Raw genomic sequence first — 5,216 nt, 5'->3', positions numbered from 1 at the left:
GGAATGGTCTGTGTTGTCGGGAGGATGCGTGATCTGATCCTTCAACTCAGCAAAAGTTCGATTTATTCAACAAAGCCGTGACACCGGACAGGAGCGCCAGGCATCATGACAACGCCCTCTCCTCCTTTGCTTCACTTCCTGTCAGGTTTAAGACGACTATCAAACCGGAACGGTATCTGTTGAGCCTTCTGCACGATCCCGTAAAACTCAGGGTGCTCAGGATTTAACAGATAATTGAACTCTACCGGCGATAAGGCTGAGGGAACACGCAGTGCAACCGAGCTCCTGGTAAATGACCAGGCATCTCCGTAATCAGCCAGTTCCTGAGGCGCATCCTCATCAGCCCAGTTGTCCGGTAATTCATCCATGTTTGCGCTTTGGATCAGTTCATCAGGCACATCGATACTCAGTAGCGTGAAAGAGTCCATTATCTGTGCCGCATGCAGGTGTACCAGCGTCTCCAGCATCGTTAGTGATGCTGTTTCGGAGACATATACCATTGACACCCCCACGCTATTCCAGCGCCCACCAGCCTCTTTCGCACCATATCCGGTCCAGGCCGTAGAAAGATACTTTGTTTTCGTCAGCCTGTAGAGGATCACGAGTACACCCCATGCTCCAGACGCGTAATCAGCTTAATGACCTCATAGGCTCCAGTTTCGGATGCCATCAGGTCTGCTGGCACTTTCCAGCTCAATGCCCGGTTAGGTTCGTTCAACCACTTCTGTGCGGCTTCCCTGTCGCCTTCAAACAAATCTACCGCCCGATCAATAACGCGGATAATCCGTACCAGACGTTCACTTTGTTCCGGGTTAAAACGTGCCTTCACACTGCGGCTAAATGTGGTTGACGGGATACCGGACATTTTTCTCAGGTCATTCTGGGTTATTCTGGCCCAGTCAGTGATCCGGTTCACCACCTTCCCGTCCAGGCCTTCATTGATTTGGCCCAGGAGCGCTACACCATCAGCATTATTTAACCCGGCAACCTGCCAGAGGCGCTGTGGTCTGGCTGGACTTGAGGACAAACTAAAAGTTTTCATAGCAAACCTCCATTTGGTCATTACATTATACCCAAATGGTAACACCAGAGCAAATATCAACCACCAGCAGACGGAAGGCATTTTTCCTGATTGCGATACCTCAGAGTGTAGCGATCGGTATCGAGTCCCACCTCGTAGTATAGGCTGGAGAGAGCATATCTCTCTTCATTGACCACGCCGGTGCGATGCCCCGACCGGCAAACCATACTTTACCTTTGCCTGAGTTGTTTATCGTATCCAGTACGTTCATGAGCGCGTCACTGTTTGCATACGACCTACCTTCATCAAATAACGATAGCTGGGTAACTCCGCAGGGACGGAAATCGTTGAGCATGACACCCGCCTTTGCATAGTTATGTCCTTCTTTCCAGATTTTATCCAGAGCCCGGCCCGCCGCCGCGATAATGTCCCGCGTATCACGTGATGGAATGCAGAGCTATTCGCTGGAGACTTTGCTGTAATAGGGTTCATGTTTTGAAAAAGGCGAGGTTTTTATGAAAACTGATACCTGACCGCAGTACTGACGTTCCTGGCGCAATTTTTCCGCAGCACGTTCAGCATACTGGCAAATTGCCTGCCGCATGGATTCATGCGTTGTTATACGCTGCCCAAAGCTCCTGCTGCATATGATCTGTTGTTTTGGTGGCGGGGCATCCTCCAGGTCGATACAACTTTCCCCCCGTAGTTCCCTCACTGTTCGTTCAAGAACTACGGTGAAGTTTCGTCTTATGAATGCAGGGTTAGTACGAGCCAGCTCCAGCGCAGTGGTTATGCCCATTGCATGAAGCTTACTTGTGGTTCGTCCACCAACCCCCCACACCTCCTCTACCGGCATCAGAGAAAGCATCTTATCTATCCGATTACGCTGGCCTGCAGTCAGTGCGAGTACCCCTCCGAACTGGGGCCAGGTCTTACTGGAATACTGGCAGGCTTTAGTAAGGGTTTTTGTAGGGGCCAGGCCTACCCCTATCGTCAGTCCAGTGCAGCGGAAAACATGATCCCTTAGCTGATGTCCGTATTCCTCAAACGTCATGCAGTTATCAATCCCACCAGCCCAAATAAAAGACTCATCGATGGAATACTCTTCGACACGGGATGATAATTCCTCCAGGCAGAAATGTACTCTGGCGCTCATGCTGGCATACAGCTCGTAGTTACTGGAGAAGGCAATCACGGGCTCCGGGAAGCGCTGCTCACGCAACTTAAACCAGGGTAAACCCATAGGAATGCCGAATTTTTTGGCCAGTTTATTATGTAGAATTGCAAGTAACGTTGTAGCGCTGATGAGGAAAATTTTATCTGACTACAATATTGATATCGTTTTCCGCAACAATCAGCATCACGGCAGGTAAACCCTCCACACGCATTTTCTGATGTAATTTTTTGATTAAATTATCATCTTCATTACTGGCTTTTGCTGAAAAACCTTGAGGATGGGAGTGCCATTCGCCAACATAATCGACAACACGAGCGGTCAACTGGTGAACCCGTTCTAATGCTTCTTGTTGTCCCGCTTCTCCCCGGACAAAGGAGGCTGGAGAGGATTTACTGTCGATAGGTTCAGGGAACACGTCAACCAGAATAATCGTTTTGTTCTTAAAATCTGTTATGCCAACAATTGCACCTCCTGTTTCATTAGGCAGTGCCTGTAAACGGGTGTGCTGCAATTTTTGCGCTAAGCCCTGGTCATATTTAACAACCCATTCGCCAGAAATTATAGATACCACGGAATGGAGTTCAATTTCATGTGCATCCATCGCGCCTGAAATTTCATCAGATACCCAGATACACAATCGAGCATCTCCTTTGAGTGCAGTCTGGCGAAGTTGGCGTGAGAGGATACCGGCATGAACATGAATACATTCACTGGACATACGTACAGAAATATCCCGACATCCACCACCGACCCAACGATCGCCATAATTGTGCTGTAGGTGAGTACTTCCCCACTCACTGCTCAAAATTGCCCGATAGTATTGCCCCTCAATTGCATCAATTCGGCATTGTCTGTCTATATCCTCCATTAACATCACGCTAGACTGACCTGATGGAGTCAGAAACAGACTAACTATTCTGGGTATATCATCTTTTAACGCTAGAGTCCTCGGCACCTCAAAGGTGGTGCTGACATCCACAACTAAGTCAGCCTCATTCACTGCCTTGGCAATATCATCATCGTCATCAAGAATACTTTTATGGATCGCCTGAGGGAGGGGCTCATGCGGATAAATAGATTCGGCAATATGCTGAATAATATGGGGTTTTGAGACTCCAATATGACAATCAAACCCAATATGGCGAGACAAATTATGTGGAAGAAGCCGATCTGGATCAATAAAAGTCCATGTCCCCCAACCCATTCGAATCCAAATATCAGCCAATGTACTACCAAGAGCGCCAACTCCAGCTAAAATACCTCGAAAAGCTGCACTCTCTGAATCAACGGCAGATATGTCTCTCGCATGTGTGGCCTTCATAGCCGAACGTATTTCAACTGGTAAAAGCGGTAATTGTCGCCACTTGGTACTAATTGGTCCGCCAAGAAGCCGTACGCGATGCTGTACTCCTCGCTCATTTTTTGGCGCCAGCATATCTAGTGCAGTGGCAAGTTCACCGAATGAACTTTGCACAACATAGCCCATTACATCCGTACGTTCTGTTTCTCCGTTTCTTAGACGGGGGACCCAAAGCAGGATAAGTAAGCCTTCTCCTTTACCAGACGTTGGGCGGATACCATCACTTGGTATTGCTTCATAAACAGCGTCAGTTAGTGGTTTTAGGAGCTCACTTCCCCATTCATTAAGTTGTTCTTCTAATTTTCCCAGATTATCCGGATATGTAGCCACCGTAGAAACATCGACAGGAGGAACCGCAATAATTAATAAGCGAAATGGCTTAACGCTTGAGGTATCTTGTTCTGGTACAGCCCTTAAAATAATCGGTCGCCCCTTACTGACCATCTGGAGACTGAGCTTATTGTCAGTCGCGTGATGATAATCGGGGTAATTGGCTGGCAAAATGAGCTGATAGGGACTCAAATAAAAAAGTTGCTCAAGTGGCTGATCTTCTCGATGTAGATGCAGTTCGGCCGATTCTCTAAGCCACCAAAAAATGCGCTCAAGGAATCTCTCGGGTGTCCAGCTGCGCTCAACTGCGCTCCAGGAGACCTCATATAGGCAAAGAATTCGTGGTGAGCCAGGTTCTCCAGCATGCTGGTGAGAAAGAACAGGGAAATCTTTCCGCAATGCATGAACCAAAATAGGTATGCTTGATTTGGGATTGACCTCAATAGCCAATCGTTCTTTACGACGAATACGGGCTTGATTACCAGAAGCCACAGTCCCATCAGCAGCATCAATGATTAGATATTCCGAGCGGTTATCATTTATTTCAGAAAATCGTAATTCTCTGACTGTGACGTAAGGATGATTCTCGCATGCTTTAAGCAGCGAAATCGTTTGTGGATAAAGGCTATCGCGCCCCGATGAATCGAGGCGCTCACCCAATTCGAAATATTCGATCATTGGTTTGATACACCTGCCCTGGGGGCGGCGGCCGTAGCAGCACTTGCCGCAGCTGAAACAGCACCAACAATAGCGGGTATTAACTTCCCGTCTCCAGCCACTTCAAATTCAAGGAACGCTGTATCTTTAAGATCCCCCGTACAGCTAAACCAACCATCAACACTGTCCAGAATATCCTCATACTCACGCTTAGCCCGGATGCACGGTGGATCATAATCATCATCAAGTATCTGATTGCTACTCGATACAATTGTTGCCCCGGAACGAGCCTGACCTAAAGCATTACGGGCCGCATCACAAATTTCAGCATTCTCCCCCCATTGTGACCAGCTATCATAGGAAAGTGAATGCCATGAACAATGATGCGGTGTGAGGAGAAGATCATATTCTAGTGCCTCAGCATTGCTTTTGTAACGATCCCATAATCGCTCCCAGATGAGAACTTCTGCGTCTCCACCTAATAGAAAGTGCATAGGATTACGGGAATATGCAGAGGGCAGTATTTTCATGTTCATGATGGTAATGACTCCAACTTACTGATAGTGTTTTATGTTCAGATAATGCCCGATGACCTTGTCATGCAGCTCCACCGATTTTGAGAACGACAGTGACTTCCGTCCCAGCCTTGCCAGATGTTGTCTCAGATTCAG

The 5,216-nt window shown here is 47.8% G+C and carries 5 protein-coding genes and 1 pseudogene; all 6 read right to left on the bottom strand.

Annotated features, from left to right (window positions below; all coding sequences use genetic code 11):
* Positions 1-131: 131 nt before the first annotated feature.
* Positions 132-602: an RES family NAD+ phosphorylase gene (locus tag L2I46_RS28570; RefSeq protein WP_004144067.1), complete on the bottom strand. Its 471-nt coding sequence runs from the start codon at positions 600-602 to the stop codon at positions 132-134.
* Positions 599-1,042, bottom strand: coding sequence for a type II RES/Xre toxin-antitoxin system antitoxin (gene parS / locus L2I46_RS28565; protein ID WP_023287184.1), 444 nt, complete (start codon positions 1,040-1,042; stop codon positions 599-601). The genes L2I46_RS28570 and parS overlap by 4 nt, the downstream gene beginning before the upstream one ends.
* A gap of 100 nt (positions 1,043-1,142) precedes the next feature.
* Positions 1,143-2,288, bottom strand: a pseudogene (umuC, locus tag L2I46_RS28560) (translesion error-prone DNA polymerase V subunit UmuC); the annotation flags it as partial.
* 49 nt (positions 2,289-2,337) lie between these two features.
* Complete coding sequence (locus L2I46_RS28555) at positions 2,338-4,566, bottom strand: ThiF family adenylyltransferase (protein WP_023287182.1); 2,229 nt, start codon at positions 4,564-4,566, stop codon at positions 2,338-2,340.
* Positions 4,563-5,081, bottom strand: coding sequence for a hypothetical protein (locus L2I46_RS28550; RefSeq protein WP_236948412.1), 519 nt, complete (start codon positions 5,079-5,081; stop codon positions 4,563-4,565). The genes L2I46_RS28555 and L2I46_RS28550 overlap by 4 nt, the downstream gene beginning before the upstream one ends.
* A gap of 18 nt (positions 5,082-5,099) precedes the next feature.
* Positions 5,100-5,216 (bottom strand): IS1 family transposase (locus tag L2I46_RS28545; protein ID WP_000685268.1); only part of this gene is annotated, 117 nt, incomplete at its 5' end.

It is taken from the genome of Klebsiella sp. 2019SCSN059, assembly GCF_021739525.1.
GTDB classification, from domain to species: Bacteria; Pseudomonadota; Gammaproteobacteria; order Enterobacterales; family Enterobacteriaceae; genus Klebsiella; species Klebsiella quasipneumoniae.
This window is presented reverse-complemented; position numbering and strand designations above follow the sequence as displayed.

Coding starts and splice junctions, on each gene's coding strand:
- parS (WP_023287184.1), bottom strand. CDS start 1,042: ATGAAAACTTTTAGTTTGTCCTCAAGTCCAGCCAGACCACAGCGCCTC.
- L2I46_RS28555 (WP_023287182.1), bottom strand. CDS start 4,566: ATGATCGAATATTTCGAATTGGGTGAGCGCCTCGATTCATCGGGGCGC.
- L2I46_RS28550 (WP_236948412.1), bottom strand. CDS start 5,081: ATGAACATGAAAATACTGCCCTCTGCATATTCCCGTAATCCTATGCAC.